The following is a 17,555-nucleotide window of genomic DNA, read 5'->3' as shown; positions in this document are numbered from 1 at the left end:
GGATTCAGGCATCAGGCAGTGAGCCGATTCAAACCCGCCGCCAGACTCACCCAGGCCAACGGCGCCACCTCCTGAGGCCGCTGCTGCAGGGTGATGCCCGCCTCCCGCGCCAGGATCTCCAGCTGATCAGCCGGCAGCAAGCCCATCAGGGTGTTGCGCAGCATCTTGCGACGGGCCGCAAAGCAGCGGCGCAGCAACTGCTCCACCGTGCGGGCCAGGGCAGGCTCCAGCCGCTGCTCCGGCGGCAGGGGGTCCAGGGCCACCACTTCGCTCATCACCTTGGGCGGTGGCTGGAAGCAGCGGGGTGGCACGGAGCACACCGTGGCGCAGTGGGCCAGCAGCTGCATGCGCACGCTCAGGGCCGAGAAGGCGCTGCTGCCCGGTTTGGCCCGGATCCGTTCCCCCACCTCCTGCTGCACCAGCAGCACCAGGCGCTGGTAGGGCTCGGCCACGGGCCTATCCAGCCGCCCCACCAGCCGCTCCAGCAGCGGGCCGGTGATGTTGTACGGGATGTTGGCCACCACCTTGCGGGCCTGGGGCAGCGCCACCGCCAGGACATCGCCCTCGGTGAGTTCAAACCGGGGATCAGTGCCGAAGCGCTCGCGCAGACCTGCCACCAGATCCCGATCGAGCTCCACCGCCCTCACCGCCGCCGCCGGCGAGGCCAGCAATCGCTCGGTGAGCGCCCCGCGCCCCGGCCCCACTTCCAGCACGGTGTCCGCGGGCTGAAGTTCAGCGGCGGCCAGGATCTTGCCCAGCACGGATTCGTCCATGAGCCAGTGCTGGCCGAAGCGTTTCCGGGTGCGGTGGGCCGCAAAGGTCATCGAATCGGGCGCACACGGGCCGCCAACTACATTGCCGGGCCGCCCGGCCGGGCATAAACAGAGAGCAGCCCCTGCCGTTTCCCCATGGCCCTCGGCCGTAGCTCCCTGCTGTTCAGCGCCCTGCTGCTGGCGGCCCTACCTCTGGCCGCCCGGGCCGGCTCCGTGACAGCCGAATCGATCTGGGACAAGGGCAATGCCCTGCAACGGGCCCAGGAGCAGGTGCCACGGGGGGCCACCGTGACCGGCAGTCGGTGCACCGAAGTGAACGTGCAGACGGGCAATTACCGCTACATCTGCACCCTCACCTACACGGAGATGCCGCCCGCCGCCGCTACCCCCAACGGATCCAGCGCACCGATGCCTTAACCGGCGGCAGGGGCACCAGGGCGCACACCAGCTCCAGGCTGCAGTTGGCATAGCGGGGATGCTCCGCCAGCCAACAGCCATAGGCGGCGGCCAGGCGTTGCCGTTTGCGGTGATCCAGGCTCGCCACCCCCCAGCCATCGGGCCCGCAGCGCTGGCGCGCCTTCACTTCCACCAGCAGCAGGCGGCCCGGTTTATGCAGCAGCAGATCCAGCTCTCCCCAGCGACAACGCCACTGGCGCTCCAAAATCCACCAGCCCTGCTGGCGCAACAGGCGCAGAGCCCGCTGCTCGGCCCAATCCCCCTGGCGCTGCTGCGGGGTGCGCGACATGGCCTGGCCCTGAACCTGCCTGAGGGTTCCCCGGCGGCAGGACTGTTGGCCGAGCTCAACCGGGCAGCTGGCCGCGCAACTCCTTAAGGCAGTACTTGCAACCGCCTGTGGTGACCAAGTGACGCTCGGGGGTGATGGCGATCAGCCGCACCGGATGTTCGCGGCAGCGAATCTTGATCGGGGTCTTAAAGCTCTTGTACACGATGGCGCTGTAGTCGTAGCGCTCCCCAAAGCGGGCCTTCGCCCGGGCCAGAAAGGTCTCCCTGTCGATCGGGTTGCCCATGGCGCAGCATTGGCGCTTGCGGAGGCTAGGCGACTGGGGCAGCGGGACCTGTTCCCAGCGGTCCGTCCCCACGGGAGCTGCCTAGGGTTGCACCAGCTCCAGTTCCCCGATGATGCGCCGTTTGCTGCGTGCCCTGGCTCTGTTGATCCTGCCGCTTGTGTTGCTATGCAGCGCCGCGCGACCGGCCCAGGCCGCCATGGATTACGCCAAGCAGGTGCTGATCGGCCACGATTTCGCCGGCAGCGACCTGCGCGGGGTGACCTTCAACCTCACCAACCTGCGCGATGCCGACTTCCATGCGGCCGATCTGCGCGGCGCCAGCCTGTTCGGGGCCAAGCTGCAGGACGCTGACCTCTCGGGAGCCGACCTGAGTGACGCGACGCTCGATGCAGCGGTGCTCGATGGCACCAACCTCAGCAACGCAGTGCTGGAGAACGCCTTCGCCTTCAACACCAAGTTCAATAATGTGCAGATCGCAGGCGCGGATTTCACCAACGTGCCCTTCCGCGGCGATGTGCTCAAGACCCTCTGCGCCTCAGCCAGCGGCACCAATCCCCTAACCGGCCGCGCCACCAAGGACACCCTGGAGTGCCCCTGAGATGAGCTTCGATGCCCGCAGCCTTGAGCGACTCCAGCAACTGGGCCGCAGCCTGCCCAAGCCCCTGCCAAAACCGCAGGCGCCGAGCCCGGCCGACACCCCCGCCTCGCAGAAGCGCCACCGGGTGGAAATCGAAACCGATCCGGATGCCCTGTTTCGCGAGCTGATGCTGGTGAGCCCCGATGGCACGGTGCCGCCCCACCTACTTGATCGCCTCAAGCAGGCGGAACGCGACAAGTTGCACAGCCAGCAGGAGGCCCAGCGCCGGGCACAACAACAGGCCCAGCGACAGGGCGGCCTCAAACCCCGCGGTGCCGCCAACGAACTGCGGCCCAACCAGCAGCGGCGCAAACCGGCCAGCAGCGAGGAACTGGAGCTCTACACGGCCTTCCAGCACTTGCTCCTGGAGGGCGACGAGGAGGACACCTGAGCCGCAAGGGCCATCGAGACCAACCCCAGCGCCACTCAGTACGCACGTACTAGTATCAAGGTCCTGGTCGGTTGGCCGTGCTCGACGTCCCGTCTGCCGAAGCGCGGCTATGCCTGAGCTCCGCTGAGCTGCTCGGCCCCCTGCGGCTCGAGCGCAACGCCCTGCAGCTACCCCTCGCCGGGGACACCGTGGCTGCTGGCTTTCCCAGTCCCGCGGACGATTACATCGACGTGGGCATCGACCTCAATGAGGTGCTAATCCGCCATCCCAGCAGCACCTTCTTCCTGCGGGTGAGTGGCGACTCCATGACCGGCGCCGGCATCCACCACGGTGACCTGCTGCTGGTGGATCGCAGCCTGGAGCCTCGGCCCCAGCGCATCGTGGTGGCGGTGCTGGATGGGGCCTTCACGCTCAAGCGCCTCACCCGGAACCGGGGCCAGCTGCGCCTGGAGGCTGCCACCCCCGCCTCCCCGCCGCTTGAGCTGCACCAGTGCGGTGACGTGCAGATCTGGGGGGTCGCCATCCACGTGATCCACCCGCTCTGAACCCTCCAGCCATGGCCGATGCCCTGGTGCTGATCGACGGCAACAACTTCTACGCCTCCTGCGAGCAGGCCCTCGATCCGGCCCTGCTGGGCAAGCCAGTGGTGGTGCTCTCAAACAACGATGGCTGCGTGGTGTCGCGCAGTGCAGAGGCTCGCCATCTCGGCATTCCGATGGGAGCTCCGGCCTTCCAACTGCGCAACCTGTTGCAGCGGCAGGCAGTGGTGGTGCGCAGCTCCAATTACGCCCTCTATGGCGACATGAGTCAGCGGCTGATGAGCAGTCTTGAGCTCTGGCTTGCCGGCCTCGAGGTGTACTCGATCGACGAGGCCTTCGGACGCCTACCCCGGCCCCGCCATGGCGATCTGCAGGGCTGGGGCCGGGAGCTGCGGGCGCGCATCCACCGCGACTTGGGCCTGCCGATCGCCATCGGCATTGCCCCCAGCAAGGTACTAGCCAAGCTGGCCAACCGCATCGCCAAGGGGGAGGTCGAACACGCCGGCGTGTTCGACCTCGGCAGCAGCCAGGACCCCGCCAACTGGCTGGCGGGCGTGGCCATTGAGGACGTCTGGGGGATCGGCCGCAAACTCAGCCGCTGGTGCCGGCTACGGGGAGTGGCCACGGCCCTGCAACTGCGGGACATGCCCAGCGGCGAACTCAAGGCCAAGGCCGGCGTGGTGGGGCTGCGGCTGCAGCAGGAGCTGCGCGGCATCAGCTGCCTCCCCCTCGAGGAAGGCCCCAGCGCCAAGCGGGAAACCTGCGTGAGCCGCAGTTTCAGCCAGCCCATCGAGGCGGAGGCACCCTTGCGAGAAGCGGTGGCCAGCTACGTGGTGCGGGCGGCAGAACAACTGCGGCGCCAGAGACAGCGAGCCGGCCGGCTCACGGTGTTCGCCCGGACCAGTCCCTTCAGCTCCGGCTTCTACAGCAATGCCGCCAGCCTGGCCCTACCCGTGGCTAGCAACGACACCGGGGTGCTGCTGGCGGCCGCGCTGCAGCTGGTACCGGCGCTGTACCGGCCCCACAAGCGTTTTCAGAAAGCCGGCGTACTGCTGCAGGAGCTGCAGCCAGACTCGCAACTGCAGCACCACCTCCTAGTGCCCTTACCAGCGGAGCAGCAACAGAGGCGCACCGCCTTGATGCAGTGCGTGGATCAGCTCAACCGCCGGTACGGCAGCGGCACCGTGCGATGGGCCGCCTGCGGCCTGAAACCCACTTGGATCATGCGGCGCGATCACCTCTCCCGGGCCGCCACCACACGGCTCAGCGACGTGCCCACGGTGTGGGCTCTTTGAACACAACAGTGGCGCTCAGATCTGGCGTTACTGCTTGATGGCCTGGTCCTTGCAGAAGCTCTTGGCCTGCTCAATGCTGTCACGGGCCTTGAGACGCTGAACCACGCAAGTGCAGGTGGCCTCGATCATGCCGGTGGGAGCTATCTTACCGGCCTTGCTGATCTCCTCCTGCATGTCCTTGCTGCAGTAGTGCATCACCATCTGATCCATCATGTTGGCCTTGGCGGAGCCGCCAGCAGTGGCTGCAACGAGCACGCAGGCAAGGGCCGCCACAGCGGGACGAGACAGCAGAACCATCGACAGACCTGAGCAGAACAAGGCTGTGTCCTAACAGATGTTCAGGGGGGTTTAGGCCGACAAGGCATCAGGCCGCTGCGCCGGGCTGCTGGCCACCCCACCGGCCACTTCCTCGTAACTGGCCCGGCGTTGCTGATCCAGATGGGTCACGTGCTTGCGCTCATTGTAATAGAGCTCTTGGAACTTCAAGGCATCGCTGTTGAGGTCGGCGAACATGGCATCAATGCGGGTCTCCATATCGAGGCCGGGGTTACTCAACCCGGTGTTGACACCAGCCGCGAAGTTCTCCTCCGTCTGGGCTTCCTCCAGCAGGCGGGCAATGCAGTGCTCCAGGGTTTCCAATCGCTGACTGCTCCAGGCATTGAGCAGATGGCGGCAACGCTTGAGGCTGCGCTGCCGCTCCAGCGCCGCCGTGGCTCCCCGCAATTGCAACAGGGCCTGGGAGAAAGCCATGCGCTGCACCTCGGTGGGTTCCAGCAAGGGGGTGAGGCGGGTGAGCAGGGCGCTCTGCTCCACCAGCAGCTGATCACCCAGCAGCCGAGGCAGATCGAGATCGGCCAGGTCGTGGCCCGGATCGGTGCCGCGGTTCACCGCCTCGAGGCGGCCAGCGCCGAGGTTGTCCTCCTCTAGGCCACCGATGGCAGCCCAGAGCTGGCGGTGATGGGCAATGGCGAAATCGTCGAGCTCACGGCGACGCAACTCGGCCCGAATGGCGCCGCGGTGCATGGGGCAATGCAGGTAGAGCCGCAGCAGCTCCGCCTCGGCCCGCTCGCGCAAGCCCGCCTCACCAGGTTGCTCCCATTTCTGGGAACGACCATGCCAGCGCTGGCCCTTCACCTGCTGCCGCAGGTCGTCCTCGAGCTGAATGGCGAGTCGGGCCTGGCCGCCGCTGAGGCGCTCGGCCACCTGCTGCAGATAGCGGGAGCGCACGGCACTGGCGGGCAACTTGCCCAGGAGCGCCACCAGGGCCGTCACCGCCTGCTGGAACTGGTCCACCTTGGCCAGGTCCCGCCCTGCGAGCACCTGGTCGATCTGCCAGTCGAGCCAGAGGGGCGCGGAATCCAGCAACGAGCGGTACTCGCCAGCCCCGTGCTGATGGAGGAACTCGTCGGGGTCCTTGCCGGCGGGCAACTGCAGCACCCGCAACTCCAGCTGACCCTGCAGGGCCAGCTGCTCCACCTCACCGATGGCCCGCTGGGCAGCCCGCACGCCGGCGCCGTCGGTGTCGAAATTGAGGATCAGGCGCTTGCTGTCGCAACAGCGGCACAGCTGGGTGATCTGCTGGCTGCTGAGGGCTGTGCCCAGGGCGGCCACAGCGTTGGTGATGCCGGCGGCATGCAAGGCGATCACATCGAAGTAGCCCTCCACCACCACGGCCCGGTCGTCCTTGCGAATGGCAGGGCTGGCCTTATCGAGGCCGAACAGATGCTTGCCCTTCTCAAACACCTCCGTTTCCGGGGAGTTGAGGTATTTGGGTTCGCCGCCATCAAGGCTGCGGCCGCCAAAGCCGATGATTCGGCCCTGGCGATCGGCGATCGGCACCATCACCCGATGGCGAAAGCGGTCATAGAAGCCATCACCACCCTTGCGGGGCACCACCAGGCCAGCGGCCTCCAGCAGCTCCGGGGCCAGGCCCTCCACCTGCTGCAGGTGGCTCAGCAGGCCATCCCAGCGCTCAGGCGCATAGCCGAGCCCGAAGGCCTCCAGGGTGGTTTCGCTCAAGCCACGGCCCTCGCGCAGATAGCTCAGGGCAGCAGCGCCCTCCGGGGAGCGCAACTGGGCACGGAACCAGCCGGCCGCCAGGGCCAGGGCCCGATGCAACTGCTCACGGCGGGAGAGCTGCTGGCGCAGGCGCTCCTGCTGGGGGCCCTCCAGGGTTTCAATCGGCAGCTGGTACTTGCGAGCCAGCTCCAGCACCACATCGCTGAAGCTGTTGCGCTGCAGCTCCATCAGGAACTTGATGGCGTTGCCGCCGGCCCCGCAGGAAAAGCAGTAATAGAACTGCTTGGCCGGAGACACCGTCATCGACGGTGACTTGTCGTCGTGGAAGGGGCAGATGCCGACAAACTCGCGCCCCTTCTTCTTGAGCACCACGTGCTCACCAACCACATCGACGATGTCAGCGCGTTCCTTGACGGCCTCGATCGTGCGGGGATGGAGACGAGGGCTGCTCAAGGGCGTGGAGACGGCAAGGGAGCACGATTCTGACGGTTCCGGTGGGAAGCGACCCACGGCCCCTGCCAGAGTGCGCCCACAGCTGAAAATGGGGCCGTGAACAGCCGCAGCGCGCGCTGGCGCTCACAGCGATGGAGCCGCTCACTGCTGGCAGGGCTCCTAGGGATCCTGCTGATGGTGATCGGGCCCTGGAGCCCGCTATGGGCAGGCCCCCCGCCGATGCGCGCCAGTGGCCCGCCGGCCATTCCGATCAGTGAGCAGCCCTTCTATCCCGAGCTGCTGGCCGCAGCCGCCCGCTGGAGCGATGCCCCCCTGGGCCAGGTGGTGGGGGAGAGCCCGCGGGAAACGCTGCTGAACTTCTATGCCGTGATGGCACGGGTGGCCAACGAGCTCGAGCTCGCCACCCGCAATCCTCAGCAGGACCCAGGCCTGTTCTGGAGCCCGGCAGCGCGCCAGCGGATCGACACGGCCCAGCAGCTGTTTGAACTGGCGGTACAGGCGCTCGATGCCAGCACATTTCCAGAAAGCGTGCGCGACGACATGGCCGATGAGGCAGCCATGCAGCTCAAGGAGGTGCTGGATTACGTGTTCACCCACAGCACCGTGCCAATCACGATTCCGGATTCGGTCGGGCTCAAAACCCTCAACAACCAACGCAGCCAGGCAAGCCAGAACTGGACGCTTGCCGATACAGCCATCACCCTCACCAGTGAAGCGAGCGGACAGGAAGGGCGCACCGGTTTTGTGTTCTCCGCCGGCACGGTGAGCCAAGTCGGCCGGATGTATCGCGAAATCAACGACAAACCGGCAATACAACAACCGTTCGCCACTCCCGATCTTTACAGCGACTACATCTACACGCCGGGCTATCTAGCCGCACCGAAGTGGTATCTAAGATTGCCGGACAATGCGCGCCGCATTCTAGAGACGGCCATCGATGGTCAAACGCTGCTGCAAATCTGCGCCGCTCTGGTCATCCTATTGCTCTACGGCTGGATGGTGCTCACTATCGTCCGCCGACTCTTCTACACCTACCGCTACTGGAAAAACAACGAGAACGAGAAGACGTCACTGCATGCATGGCATCAGGACAACATGGCATGGTATCGGGTGCTGCTCGTTCTGCCGATACTGCCGCTCACAAGACTGAGCGAGATCGCCATCGACGACTACGTGAACTTCACCGGCGCTCCGCTGGTGGTGGTGACCTATCTGTTCTTCATCTGCTATTTCGTTGCCAGCAGTTTCTTCTACTTTTTCCTATTCGAAGCCCTAGGCCGCAGCATCTCGGAATGGCTAGTGCGCTTGCGGGGCGGCGGGTCAGGCACAGATCTGCAACTGCGGCGGGTGAGCAACCTGGTGATGCCGGTGTGCAGGGTGCTGGGCGGCTTGGTGGCCACGGTGTTGATCTACCGGTTATTGATCGTGCTCGGTCTGCCCTCCACCACCGTGCTGGCCTTCTCGGCCGTGCCAGGCCTGGCGATCGGTCTGGGGGCCTCAAAGCTATTGGGCAACCTGTTCGCGGGCCTCTCCATCCAGACAGACCGGCCCTTGCGGGTGGGGGAGTTCTGCCGGATCGGCGACAACCTGGGCTATGTGACCAAGATCGGCCTGCGCTCCCTGGAACTGCAGACCCTCGAAAGCCGCGTCACCATCCCCAACGCGATCGCCGACGAGGAAACAATCGTGAACTATTCGCGGCGCAGCCCCAATTCCGCCGCCACACCGATGCAGTCACTGAATGTACGGATCACGATCGAGCAGAAACTCTCACCCGAGCAGGTGGACGACCTGCTGCAGCTGGTGCGCCGCCACGTGGCAGGAAGTGCGGATCTGCTGGAACCGCTGGTGAGCATCGAGCAGAACCAAACCGATGAGCTCACCCTGATCTGCTTCGCGATGGTGACCCTGCACGACTGGAGCTCCTACCTCCGCGTTCGCGAGGCGCTGCTGATGCGGCTGCAACAACTGGTGGAGCAGGTTCGACTCTCCACCATCACCCTCGGGGTGAGCTACGACACCACGGCCAAGCAACTGCAGCAGCTTCCGGATCTGATCCGCTCCGTGGTGAACAGTGAACCATTGATGGAACTGCAGTCCTGCCGATTCATGACCATCGGCGCGTTCAGCTACGACATCGTGCTTCGGCTACACGGCGGCCACGCCAGCTTCGCCGCATTCAAAAACGCGATCCACCAACTCAACCAGGCGCTGCTGATCGCCCTGGCGGCCGCCCAGATCGAGATTCCCTTCCCCACCCAGTTGCAGCTGCAGCGCGACGCGTGAGCAGTGATGCCAGGCCAACCATGGCCCCGCTGCTGCAAATGGTGGCCAGCGCCCTGGCCTTCAGCCTGATGGGGCTGTGCGTGAAGCAGGTGGGCGGGCGAATCCCCGCCGCAGAAGTGGTGCTGGCCCGGGCGATCGTGAGCGTGGCCCTGAGCTGGTGGCTGCTGCAGCGGGCGGGAGTGGATCCCTGGGGCCAACGGCGGGGGCTGCTGATCGTGCGCGGGGCCATCGGCACCGCGGCTCTGCTGTGCGTCTACGCCGCCCTGGCCCAGCTGCCGATGGCCTCCGCCACGGTGCTGCAATACCTCTACCCCACGATCACAGCCCTGTTGGCCTGGCTGATGCTGGGGGAACGGATCGGCAAGCGGGTGTTGCTGGCCATCGCGCTGGGCTGGACGGGGGTCCTGCTGGTGGCCCAGCCTGCAGGGCTGCTGCAGGGGGCGGCAGCCTTGCCACCGCTGGCGGTGCTGATCGCCCTGGCTGGCGCCCTATTCACGTCCCTCGCTTACGTGAGTGTGCGCTCCCTGGGGAACAGCGAGCATCCACTGGTGATCGTGTTCTATTTCCCACTGGTGGCCCTGCCCTTAAGCCTGCCCCTGGTGGCCCTCGATCCAGTGCTGCCCACACCCAGCGAACTGCTGTGGCTGGTGGGGGTGGGGGTGTTCACCCAGGTGGGGCAGGTGTACCTCACCCGAGGCCTCACGGCGTTGCCCGCAGCCCAGGCCACGGCGATCAGCTACGTGCAGGTGGCCTTCGCAGGCCTGTGGGGCTGGCTGGTGTTTGGCGAGAGCATTGATGGCTGGACCGTGGCCGGCGCCGTGCTGGTTCTAGCGGCGATGCTGGTGAGCCTCAGGCGCTCTCCCCCTTCAGCGGCAGCGGATAGGTGAGCCAGTCCTGGGTGGTGCCATCGGCGCTGCCGCTGGGACGGGCCAAACGCCAGCTCTGGCCGCGCTCGCCGCGCTGCAGGTAGAGGTCGAAGGCGCTATCGACCCGGATCGGATCGCCGGCAAGGCGCCAATCAAAACGGCCAGTGAGGTGCAGCCCCTTGGCGCCGCCAATCGCCATGGCCTGCTGGGATTCCACCCGCACCCGGCTCACAAGCGGCTCACCGCCGGCCTCCAGGGTGAGGGCACTGGCGATCGAGCGCTGGGTGAGATCGATCTGAAGTGCAAGGGCCGAGAGCAACACCCTCTGGGGCAGCTGTCCCACGCTGCTGCAACCGGCCAGGCCGAAGGCCATCAACAGCGAGAGCAACAGGGCGCAGCAGCTGGCCAGGGGGCGCCGCAGGCAGGCCGGGGTTGTCAGACCGGGCAGCATGGATGGGATTCAACGCTCCCCCATGATCGGCTGGCTGCAAGGGCAACTCACCGATCGCTGGCAGCAGAACAGCCGCTGCGGGCTGTTGCTGGTGTGCCAGGGGGTGGGCTACGAGGTGCAGATCAGCCGCCGCTACTGGGAGCAGCTGCCCGGCAACGCCAGCACCCTCACCCTGCATGTCCACCAGGCGATCCGGGAGGACAGCTGGACGCTCTATGGCTTCGAGGCCCGGCACGAGCGCGACCTGTTCCGCGAACTGGTGGCTGTGAGTGGCGTGGGGCCCCAGATGGCCCTCGGGCTACTGGGCAGCCTCAGCACCGAAGACTTAGTGCGGGCGATTGTGCAAGCCGATCTGCGGCTGCTCAGCAAAGCGCCAGGGGTGGGCAAACGCACGGCAGAACGCCTGTCGGTGGAATTGCGCACGAAGCTGCAAGAGCGCTTCGGCGCAGGGTTGGACCTGGTGGACCCCCTCGACGAGGGCGGGGGCGACGAACGGGGCGACAGCTTGCAGGCTGGCGTGCGGGAGGAGTTGCAGCTCACCCTCTCGGCCCTGGGCTACGAAGCGCTCGAAATCAACCGAGCCCTGCGGGCCGTGGCGGGCCAGGGGTTGGCGGAGGAGGCCGACAGTGAGGCCTGGCTGCGGGAAGCGCTGCGCTGGCTCTCCCGCCAAGTGGCCTGAGGGCTGGCGTGACCATGAGGCGGTAAGTTGGTTGTTTGCACCGTCAGGGCCCGACGCCGCGCATGTCGCTCGACACCACCAAGAAACAAGAACTGATCAACACCCACCAGACCCACGGCACCGACACCGGTTCCGTGGAGGTTCAGGTGGCGATGCTGAGCGAGCGCATCAGCAAGCTGAGCGGTCACCTGCAGAACAACATCCACGACTTCTCTTCCCGCCAGGGGTTGCTGAAGATGATCGGCCGGCGCAAGCGCCTGCTCAGCTACCTGCGCAGCAGCAGCGAGCAGCGCTACAGCACCCTGATTCAGAAGCTCGGCATCCGCGGCTGACGATGGCAGCTAAGGGGAAAAGCCGCAGCGGTTTGCCCGCAGGCAACTCAGGCGGCGGTGGCATGGTGCCCAAAGCACCCCAGCCTCCCCAGGCCAAGCCACGCAGCAAGCGCGAGCAGGGCGTTCCAGCAGCCGTGGCCAATCGCATGGCCCGGCGCATTGCCCTGGCTACTGGAATTCCCACCGTGCTGGGAATGTCCAGCTTCATTGTCAGTTATCTGGTGGTGAGTAAGGGCATCCTGGATATTCCCCCCGCCGTCACCCTGGTGACGTCCGGGGGCTTCTTTTTGCTGGGTCTAGTCGGGCTGAGCTACGGCGTGCTGTCCGCGAGCTGGGAAGACGCCCCCGGCAGCCTGCTGGGGTTCGAGCAGATCAGGGTGAACATCACCCGCCTGCGCAGTTCGTTCAAGCGGCCACCAGCGGCGAGCTGAGCCGGGCCCGGAAGGCTTGAGCCGTGAGGGTGTGGAGGGCAGCGCTGCTGTCCTTAATGCAGAACTGGTGGCCAAGGCGCACGTAGCGAATCTGATCTTGGTGGCGCACCATGGCCACCACCGGAACGCGGATTCCGGCGTCGTCCTTGTCGGTGCGGTGCTGGTTAAGGCACTCGCGCAGTTTGTGCTGAACGGTGATATCGCTGGCCTCCTCGGCCTGCAGCTCGACCATCAGGAACTTGAGCTCGTCAATCACGCGGCAATCGTCCACGATCAGCTGCACCTGTTCATCGCGGCGATCCACCGATGCCCAGATCAACAGCCGGGCATCAACCATCAGATGATCCGCTAGGCGGGCGTAGGTCTTGGGGAACACCACCGCCTCGCAACTTCCACTGAGATCCTCCAGCTGCAGCACAGCCATGCGGTCGCCCTTGCGGGTGGTTACGGGCCGCAGGCCGGACACCATGCCTACCACGCTCACGCGGGCCTTGTCGGCCTGCTCCTCCAGGCTGCCCAAGCCCACAGCCGAGAGCAGCTGGATCGGCCGAGTGAGCTGCTTGAGCGGGTGGTCTGAGAGGTAGAACCCCACCAGCTCCTTCTCCAACCGCAGCTTTTCCGTAGGTGGGTAATCGGCCACCGCCGCCGCCTTGGGGGCCGTGCTGAGATCACCGCCAGGGGAACTGGCTGCGGGCCCAGCATCCGCACCACCACCCAGCAAATCAAACAGATTGCCCTGGCCGCTGGCGCGATCCTTGGCCCGGGAACTGGCCCAATCCATGATCAGATCAAGATCCGCCATCAGCTGGGCGCGGTTGGCACTGGACTCGAGGCCATCCATGGCACCGCAGTGGATCAGGGATTCCACTGAACGGCGGTTGAGGGTGCTGCCCGGGATGCGATCGCAGAGATCAGCGAGGCTGCGGAAGGGGCCATCGGTCAGACGCGCCTCGAGCAGGGCGCGAATGGCGCCATCCCCGAGATTGCGTACGGCCGAGAGGCCAAACAGAATGCGCTCGCCCACGGGGGTGAAGTCGATGCCGGAAGCATTCACATCCGGTGGCATCACCTCAATGCCCATGGCATTGCAATTGGAGATGTAGCGTTGCACCTTATCGGTGGCGCCGGCATTCACCGTGAGCAAGGCCGCCATGTAGGCGACGGGATAGTGGGCCTTGAGATAGGCGGTTTGGTAGGTCACCGCGCCATAGGCGGTGGAATGACTCTTGTTGAAGCAGTATTCGGCGAACAGCACCATCTGTTCAAACAGACCTTCCGCCACCTTCGGATCGACACCGCGCTGCGTGGCCCCCTGCACAAAAATGCTCTGGTGTTTCTCCATCTCGCTCTTCTTCTTCTTGCCCATGGCCCGGCGCAGCAGATCGGCTTCACCGAGGGAGTAACCGGCAAGATCCTGCGCAATCCGCATGATTTGCTCCTGGTACACCATGATCCCGTAGGTCTCCTGCAGGATCGGCTCGAGCTTGGCGTCCACGAAGTCGATCGCTTCGCGGCCATGTTTGCGGTTGATGAACTTGGGAATCAGGCCCGCATCGAGGGGCCCCGGGCGGTAGAGGGCCAGGATGGAGGAAATGTCCTCTAACGAGGATGGTTTGAGATCGCGCACGATCTGGCGCATGCCGCTGGATTCCAGCTGGAAGATGCCCTCCAGATCGCCACGGGCCAGCAAGCCATAGGTCCCCGCATCGTCGAGGGGAAGCTTGTCGGGGTCCACCGTCACGCCCGTACTCTGCGCCACCAGATCGATCGTCTTGTCGATCATGGTGAGATTTTTCAGGCCGAGGAAGTCCATCTTCAACAGCCCCATCGACTCCACGTCTTCCATGAAGTATTGGGTGATCACCTGACCATCGTTGTTGCGCTGCAGCGGCACCACCTCGTCGAGAGGATCAGCAGCGATCACTACACCGGCGGCATGGACACCGAATGTTTTGTTGGTGCCCTCGATGCGCATGGCCATGTCCACCCAGCGCTTCACCTGGGGATCGGCCTCGTACTTCTCGCGAAATTCCGGCGCTGGCGAGTCAGCTCCGATCATCTCCTTGAGCTTGGCGGGCTTACCCCGCACCACAGGGATCAACTTCGCCAGCCGGTCGGCATCGCCATAGGGAATATCGAGCACACGGGCCACATCCTTGAGCACTGCCTTGGAGGTCATGCGGTTGAAGGTGATGATCTGGGCCACCTTCTCCTCGCCGTAGCGGCGCGTCACGTAGTCGATCACCTCACCACGGCGCTCGATGCAGAAGTCCGTGTCGATGTCGGGCATCGACTTGCGTTCCGGGTTGAGGAAACGCTCGAACAGCAGCCCGTTGGTCACGGGGTCAATGTTGGTGATGCCGAGGGCATAGGCGACCAGGGAACCAGCCGCGGAACCACGGCCCGGGCCCACTGGGATACCGCTTTCACGAGCAAAACGGATGTAATCCCACACCACGAGGAAGTAGGTGGGGAAGCCCATCTGCTCCATCACCTGCAGTTCAAAATCGAGCCGCTCGCCGTAGAGCGGCTCAAAGACCGCTTCTGGGCCAAGCTCGAGGCGATCGCGCAGGCCCTGCTCAGTCACGTGGCGCAGATAGCTCACCGCCGTGTGCCCATCTGGGATCGGGAAGCGGGGCATCTGGTAGCGGCCGAGGATGTCGTAGTCCTCCACTTTTTCGGCCACCTTGGCGGTGTTGGTCACGGCCTCGGCCACCACCTCCGGCTCGAGGTGATCGGCAAACAGGCCGAGCATCTCGGCTTCGCCCTTGATGAATTCCGTGCCCGTGTAGCGCAAGCGCTTCTCATCGGTCACGAGCTTGCCGGTAAGCACACACAGCAAGGCGTCATGGGCCTCGGCGTCGTTGCTGGTGAGATAGTGGGCATCGTTGGTGGCGATCAGGGGGATCCCCAGCTCGCGAGAGATGCGCACCATCTCCACATTCACGATCCGGTCTTCAGGAGAACCGTGGTCCTGAATTTCCAGGTAAAAATCGTCGCCGAACAGTTGCTGATACCAGCGGGCCACATCGCGGGCCACATCCGGCCGGCCCTTGAGGATGGCCTGGGGAATCTCACCACCCAGACAGGCCGTGGCCACGATCAGGCCCTCACTGAACTGGGTGAGGGTGGCCTTGTCGATGCAGGCCCGCGAGAAGATGCCTCGGCCACGCATGCCGCGCAGGTGGCTGATGCTGGTGAGCTTCACCAGGTTGCGGTAGCCCACCGCATTTTTGGCCAGCACCACGAGGTGGTAGCGCCGCTCCTTCTTGGGGGGATTGGGGTCATCAAGGGAACCATTGATGACATACATCTCGTTGCCGATAATCGGCTTCACCGAGCTGCCCTTGCAGAGCTTGAGCAGCTCGATAGCGCCGTACATCACGCCATGGTCCGTGAGGGCTAGAGCCGGCATGCCCAGCTCCTCGGCCCGCTTCACCATGGCCGGCAGCTGACTGGCCCCATCCAGGAGGCTGTAGTCGCTGTGGTTGTGGAGCGGAACGAAAGCCAAAACGCGCCCGGTGCTGGTTCAAGGTTAAAGCTCAGGCGCAAGATTCAGGGCCCGAAGCGCCGATACCGGCGCTTGAGACACCAGATCTGGGGTGACCCCTCAGGGCACGAGGGCCGCGTCGGGCCGCTGCTCCATCACCCGGGCGCTCTGCTCGTAGTGGTAAGCCACCTGCAGGAGGCGTTCCTCCTGCAGCACCCCGGTGATCAGCTGCAGGCCAATGGGCAGGCCGGCCAGATCAAAGCCACAGGGCAGGCTGATGGCCGGGAGGCCAGCCATGTTGGCGGGGATGGTGAGCAGGTCGGCCAGATACATGGCGAGGGGATCCTCCGCATGGGCACCAAAGCCAAAGGCGGTGGTGGGGGAGGTGGGGGTGAGCAGCACATCCACCGCATCAAAGGCACGGTCGAAGTCGCGCCGGATCAGCGTGCGCACCTGCTGGGCCTTTTTGTAATAAGCGTCCACGTAGCCGGCGGAGAGGGCATAGGTGCCGATCAGGATGCGGCGCTGCACCTCATCGCCGAAGCCCTCGGCACGGCTACGGGCGGTCATCTCCGCCAGGCTGGGGGCATCGGCCGCGCGGTAGCCGTATTTCACACCGTCGTAGCGGGCCAGGTTGGCGGAGGCCTCCGACGGAGCGATCACGTAGTAGGTGGCGATGCCATCGTTGAAGCGGGGGCAGCTCACATCCACCAGCTCGCAGCCAAGGGCTTCCAGCTGGGCAGCGGCCGCCATGACCGAGGCCTTCACCTGGGGATCGAGCCCCTCGGCCTCAAAGCACTCACGCACGATGCCTACCCGCAGGCCCGCCACCGGCTGGCTAAGGGCGGCGCGGTAGTCCGGCACGGGGGCCTTAAGACAAGTGGAGTCGCGGGGATCAGCCCCGGCGATCACCTGCAGCAGCTCGGCGGCATCGGCAACGCTGGTGGTAAAGGGACCCACTTGGTCGAGGGAACTGGCAAAGGCCACCAGGCCATAGCGACTGACGCGGCCGTAGGTGGGCTTCAGACCCACCACGCCGCAGAAGGCCGCGGGCTGGCGGATCGAACCGCCGGTGTCGGAGCCAAGGGAGGCCACGCATTCACCAGCCGCAACGGCAGCGGCGCTGCCGCCCGAACTGCCGCCGGGCACCTTGTCGGTGTTCCAGGGGTTGCGGCTGGCACCGAAGGCGGAGGTCTCGGTGGAGCTGCCCATGGCGAACTCATCGAGATTGGTCTTGCCGAGCATCACGCCGCCGGCCTGCCAGAGGCGCTCGGTGACGGTGGACTCGTAGGGCGGCACGAAGTTCTCCAGCATGCGGCTGGAACAGGTGGTGCGGATGCCCTTGGTGCAGAGGTTGTCCTTAATGGCCAGCGGCACCCCGGCCAGGGGCGGCAGGGGTTCGCCTGCGGCCCGCAACCCATCGATGCGATCTGCATCGGCCCGGGCCCGCTCCGAGGTGACCTCTAGGTAAGCGTGAACCGAAGGCTCAACCGCCTGAATGCGGCTGAGGTGGTGATCGGTGAGCTCCCGGGCGGACACCTCGCCGCGCTTGAGCTGCTCGCGCCACTCGGCGATCCCCATCGACTCTCAGGTGCGTTGCTGGGTCGACGCTATCAGTCAGCACCGGCGGCAACGGTGAGGGGCTCGCCCCGGCGGGTGCGCAGGAGCGTGTGGCTCAGCTGGGCGGAACCTTCACTGCGCAGATCCGCCAGGAAGGGCGGTAGAGCCGCCTCCAGGCTGCTACGACGCACATAGGGCCCGAACCAATAGGTGACATCCGGCTCACGGGTTTCGACCCGGGCCCACCAGGCCAGGCCCAGGCCGTTGGCAACACTGCGCAGGGGCCAGAGCAAGGACGTCATCGCAAGGGGTGGTGATGGTGTGC

The 17,555-nt window shown here is 65.5% G+C and carries 19 protein-coding genes; 10 read left to right on the top strand and 9 right to left on the bottom strand.

Features of this window, described 5'->3' with window-relative positions; genetic code table 11:
• Nucleotides 1-11: 11 nt before the first annotated feature.
• Nucleotides 12-824: a 16S rRNA (adenine(1518)-N(6)/adenine(1519)-N(6))-dimethyltransferase RsmA gene (gene rsmA, locus KBZ14_RS03950; protein WP_255116998.1), complete on the bottom strand. Its 813-nt coding sequence runs from the start codon at nt 822-824 to the stop codon at nt 12-14.
• An 84-nt stretch (nt 825-908) separates the two neighbouring features.
• On the opposite strand from rsmA, the gene KBZ14_RS03945 reads away from it, so the two are divergent.
• Nucleotides 909-1,190 (top strand): hypothetical protein, encoded by a 282-nt coding sequence (locus KBZ14_RS03945; protein WP_255116997.1) that lies wholly within the window; start codon nt 909-911, stop codon nt 1,188-1,190.
• Here the strand turns inward: KBZ14_RS03945 and KBZ14_RS03940 are convergent.
• Complete coding sequence (locus KBZ14_RS03940) at nt 1,156-1,518, bottom strand: YraN family protein (protein WP_255116996.1); 363 nt, start codon at nt 1,516-1,518, stop codon at nt 1,156-1,158. The genes KBZ14_RS03945 and KBZ14_RS03940 overlap by 35 nt on opposite strands.
• 55 nt (nt 1,519-1,573) lie before the next feature.
• Complete coding sequence (locus KBZ14_RS03935) at nt 1,574-1,801, bottom strand: DUF723 domain-containing protein (protein WP_255116995.1); 228 nt, start codon at nt 1,799-1,801, stop codon at nt 1,574-1,576.
• 109 nt (nt 1,802-1,910) lie between these two features.
• On the opposite strand from KBZ14_RS03935, the gene KBZ14_RS03930 reads away from it, so the two are divergent.
• The 4 genes from KBZ14_RS03930 (at nt 1,911) to KBZ14_RS03915 (ending at nt 4,663) form a co-directional block, all read left to right on the top strand.
• Nucleotides 1,911-2,399 carry a pentapeptide repeat-containing protein gene (locus tag KBZ14_RS03930; RefSeq protein WP_255116994.1) on the top strand — a complete coding sequence of 163 codons (489 nt, stop codon included), beginning with the start codon at nt 1,911-1,913 and terminating at the stop codon, nt 2,397-2,399.
• A 1-nt stretch (nt 2,400) separates the two neighbouring features.
• Nucleotides 2,401-2,829 (top strand): hypothetical protein, encoded by a 429-nt coding sequence (locus tag KBZ14_RS03925; RefSeq protein ID WP_255116993.1) that lies wholly within the window; start codon nt 2,401-2,403, stop codon nt 2,827-2,829.
• Nucleotides 2,830-2,942: 113 nt separating this feature from the next.
• On the top strand, nt 2,943-3,374 hold the full coding sequence (locus tag KBZ14_RS03920) for a LexA family protein (RefSeq protein WP_255117074.1): 432 nt from the start codon (nt 2,943-2,945) through the stop codon (nt 3,372-3,374).
• 11 nt (nt 3,375-3,385) lie between these two features.
• Nucleotides 3,386-4,663: a Y-family DNA polymerase gene (locus tag KBZ14_RS03915; protein ID WP_255116992.1), complete on the top strand. Its 1,278-nt coding sequence runs from the start codon at nt 3,386-3,388 to the stop codon at nt 4,661-4,663.
• 27 nt (nt 4,664-4,690) lie between these two features.
• On the opposite strand, the gene KBZ14_RS03910 is transcribed toward KBZ14_RS03915, so the two are convergent.
• Both KBZ14_RS03910 and dnaG read right to left on the bottom strand, forming a co-directional pair.
• The gene (locus KBZ14_RS03910; protein WP_255116991.1) at nt 4,691-4,960 is read right to left on the bottom strand and encodes a hypothetical protein; all 270 of its coding nucleotides are present in this window, start codon (nt 4,958-4,960) and stop codon (nt 4,691-4,693) included.
• Nucleotides 4,961-5,011: 51 nt separating this feature from the next.
• A complete protein-coding gene (gene dnaG / locus KBZ14_RS03905) occupies nt 5,012-7,135 on the bottom strand; it encodes a DNA primase (RefSeq protein ID WP_255116990.1) in 2,124 nt (707 codons plus the stop codon).
• Between the two features lie 96 nt (nt 7,136-7,231).
• On the opposite strand from dnaG, the gene KBZ14_RS03900 reads away from it, so the two are divergent.
• On the top strand, nt 7,232-9,421 hold the full coding sequence (locus KBZ14_RS03900; protein WP_255116989.1) for a mechanosensitive ion channel family protein: 2,190 nt from the start codon (nt 7,232-7,234) through the stop codon (nt 9,419-9,421).
• 20 nt (nt 9,422-9,441) lie between these two features.
• Nucleotides 9,442-10,308, top strand: coding sequence for a DMT family transporter (locus KBZ14_RS03895; protein ID WP_255116988.1), 867 nt, complete (start codon nt 9,442-9,444; stop codon nt 10,306-10,308).
• Here KBZ14_RS03895 and KBZ14_RS03890 read toward each other — a convergent pair.
• Nucleotides 10,271-10,738 (bottom strand): hypothetical protein, encoded by a 468-nt coding sequence (locus KBZ14_RS03890; RefSeq protein ID WP_255116987.1) that lies wholly within the window; start codon nt 10,736-10,738, stop codon nt 10,271-10,273. The genes KBZ14_RS03895 and KBZ14_RS03890 overlap by 38 nt on opposite strands.
• 22 nt (nt 10,739-10,760) lie before the next feature.
• On the opposite strand from KBZ14_RS03890, the gene ruvA reads away from it, so the two are divergent.
• The 3 genes from ruvA to KBZ14_RS03875 all read left to right on the top strand — a co-directional run bounded on the left by ruvA (nt 10,761) and on the right by KBZ14_RS03875 (nt 12,180).
• Nucleotides 10,761-11,417: a Holliday junction branch migration protein RuvA gene (gene ruvA / locus KBZ14_RS03885; RefSeq protein WP_255116986.1), complete on the top strand. Its 657-nt coding sequence runs from the start codon at nt 10,761-10,763 to the stop codon at nt 11,415-11,417.
• 62 nt (nt 11,418-11,479) lie between these two features.
• Nucleotides 11,480-11,749: a 30S ribosomal protein S15 gene (gene rpsO / locus KBZ14_RS03880; RefSeq protein WP_255116985.1), complete on the top strand. Its 270-nt coding sequence runs from the start codon at nt 11,480-11,482 to the stop codon at nt 11,747-11,749.
• A gap of 62 nt (nt 11,750-11,811) precedes the next feature.
• Nucleotides 11,812-12,180 (top strand): PAM68 family protein, encoded by a 369-nt coding sequence (locus KBZ14_RS03875; protein ID WP_255117073.1) that lies wholly within the window; start codon nt 11,812-11,814, stop codon nt 12,178-12,180.
• On the opposite strand, the gene KBZ14_RS03870 is transcribed toward KBZ14_RS03875, so the two are convergent.
• From KBZ14_RS03870 to KBZ14_RS03860, 3 genes are all read right to left on the bottom strand, one after another.
• Nucleotides 12,155-15,691: a DNA polymerase III subunit alpha gene (locus tag KBZ14_RS03870; protein WP_255116984.1), complete on the bottom strand. Its 3,537-nt coding sequence runs from the start codon at nt 15,689-15,691 to the stop codon at nt 12,155-12,157. The genes KBZ14_RS03875 and KBZ14_RS03870 overlap by 26 nt on opposite strands.
• Nucleotides 15,692-15,790: 99 nt before the next feature.
• Nucleotides 15,791-17,251, bottom strand: a complete 1,461-nt coding sequence (gatA, locus tag KBZ14_RS03865; protein WP_255116983.1) for an Asp-tRNA(Asn)/Glu-tRNA(Gln) amidotransferase subunit GatA — start codon at nt 17,249-17,251, stop codon at nt 15,791-15,793.
• Between the two features lie 32 nt (nt 17,252-17,283).
• A complete protein-coding gene (locus tag KBZ14_RS03860) occupies nt 17,284-17,532 on the bottom strand; it encodes a DUF1816 domain-containing protein (RefSeq protein ID WP_255116982.1) in 249 nt (82 codons plus the stop codon).
• Nucleotides 17,533-17,555 lie beyond the last annotated feature (23 nt).

This window comes from Synechococcus sp. HJ21-Hayes, from assembly GCF_024345835.1.
Lineage (GTDB): Bacteria > Cyanobacteriota > Cyanobacteriia > PCC-6307 > Cyanobiaceae > Vulcanococcus.
Note: the sequence above shows the minus strand (reverse complement) of the source record. Positions and strands in the feature narration are given on the sequence as shown.

Coding starts and splice junctions, on each gene's coding strand:
- rsmA (WP_255116998.1), bottom strand. CDS start 824: ATGACCTTTGCGGCCCACCGCACCCGGAAACGCTTCGGCCAGCACTGG.
- KBZ14_RS03945 (WP_255116997.1), top strand. CDS start 909: ATGGCCCTCGGCCGTAGCTCCCTGCTGTTCAGCGCCCTGCTGCTGGCG.
- KBZ14_RS03940 (WP_255116996.1), bottom strand. CDS start 1,518: ATGTCGCGCACCCCGCAGCAGCGCCAGGGGGATTGGGCCGAGCAGCGG.
- KBZ14_RS03935 (WP_255116995.1), bottom strand. CDS start 1,801: ATGGGCAACCCGATCGACAGGGAGACCTTTCTGGCCCGGGCGAAGGCC.
- KBZ14_RS03930 (WP_255116994.1), top strand. CDS start 1,911: ATGATGCGCCGTTTGCTGCGTGCCCTGGCTCTGTTGATCCTGCCGCTT.
- KBZ14_RS03925 (WP_255116993.1), top strand. CDS start 2,401: ATGAGCTTCGATGCCCGCAGCCTTGAGCGACTCCAGCAACTGGGCCGC.
- KBZ14_RS03915 (WP_255116992.1), top strand. CDS start 3,386: ATGGCCGATGCCCTGGTGCTGATCGACGGCAACAACTTCTACGCCTCC.
- KBZ14_RS03910 (WP_255116991.1), bottom strand. CDS start 4,960: ATGGTTCTGCTGTCTCGTCCCGCTGTGGCGGCCCTTGCCTGCGTGCTC.
- KBZ14_RS03895 (WP_255116988.1), top strand. CDS start 9,442: ATGGCCCCGCTGCTGCAAATGGTGGCCAGCGCCCTGGCCTTCAGCCTG.
- KBZ14_RS03890 (WP_255116987.1), bottom strand. CDS start 10,738: ATGCTGCCCGGTCTGACAACCCCGGCCTGCCTGCGGCGCCCCCTGGCC.
- ruvA (WP_255116986.1), top strand. CDS start 10,761: ATGATCGGCTGGCTGCAAGGGCAACTCACCGATCGCTGGCAGCAGAAC.
- rpsO (WP_255116985.1), top strand. CDS start 11,480: ATGTCGCTCGACACCACCAAGAAACAAGAACTGATCAACACCCACCAG.
- KBZ14_RS03875 (WP_255117073.1), top strand. CDS start 11,812: ATGGTGCCCAAAGCACCCCAGCCTCCCCAGGCCAAGCCACGCAGCAAG.
- gatA (WP_255116983.1), bottom strand. CDS start 17,251: ATGGGGATCGCCGAGTGGCGCGAGCAGCTCAAGCGCGGCGAGGTGTCC.
- KBZ14_RS03860 (WP_255116982.1), bottom strand. CDS start 17,532: ATGACGTCCTTGCTCTGGCCCCTGCGCAGTGTTGCCAACGGCCTGGGC.